This is a genomic window from Burkholderia sp. YHN3-13 (assembly GCF_055810675.1).
The window spans coordinates 1-635 of sequence record NZ_JBVVNQ010000096.1; the positions used below are offsets into that span (position 1 = coordinate 1).

Consider the following 635-nt stretch of genomic DNA (forward strand, 5'->3'; position numbering starts at 1 on the left):
CTCATCCGGCTGCGCGAGCAGGTCGGCGACGCACGGCTGGAAGCGGCCTGCGAACGCGCACTCGCCTTCAGCAGCCCGAAGTACCGCACCGTCAAGGGCATCCTCGACAAGGGCCTGGACGCTCAGCCCACCACGCGTCCTGCCGCGACGCCGGGCGGCACCTACCAGGACGGCGGCCGCTTCGGCCGTGACCTCCAATCCCTTCTGATCCACTGAATCCATGAATCCAAGCCCCGAACTGAATTCCATCCTCAAGCAGCTTCGTCTGTCCGGCATCCTCGACTCGCTCGAGCAGCGCAACCGCGAAGCCATCGACGGACAGCTTGCCTACACCGAGTTCCTCGCGATGCTGCTGCACGACGAGGTTGCTCGTCGCGAGAATCGCAAGCTCGCCATCCGCCTCTCGCGTGCCGGCTTCGCCATCGGCAAGACGCTCGAGTCCTTCGACTTCGACCTGCTGCCCGCCCTGAACCGAGCCTACGTCTACGATCTCGCGGCCGGCCGCTACCTCGACGAGAAGGTCGCGATCCTGATCGCCGGGCAAACGGGCACGGGCAAGAGTCATCTGGCACAGGCGCTGGGCCACTGCGCCGCCCGTCAAGGCCGGGACGTGCTGTTCATCTCGCAGACCGAGT

At 66.1% G+C, this 635-nt stretch carries 1 protein-coding gene and 1 pseudogene; both read left to right on the forward strand.

The annotated features are described in order from the left end of the window. Nucleotides 1–216 (forward strand): annotated as a pseudogene (locus AC0KUR_RS38065) (IS21 family transposase); the annotation flags it as partial. 4 nt (nucleotides 217–220) lie between these two features. Then, a partial coding sequence (locus tag AC0KUR_RS38070) for an ATP-binding protein (protein ID WP_473377415.1) occupies nucleotides 221–635 on the forward strand: 415 nt, incomplete at its 3' end.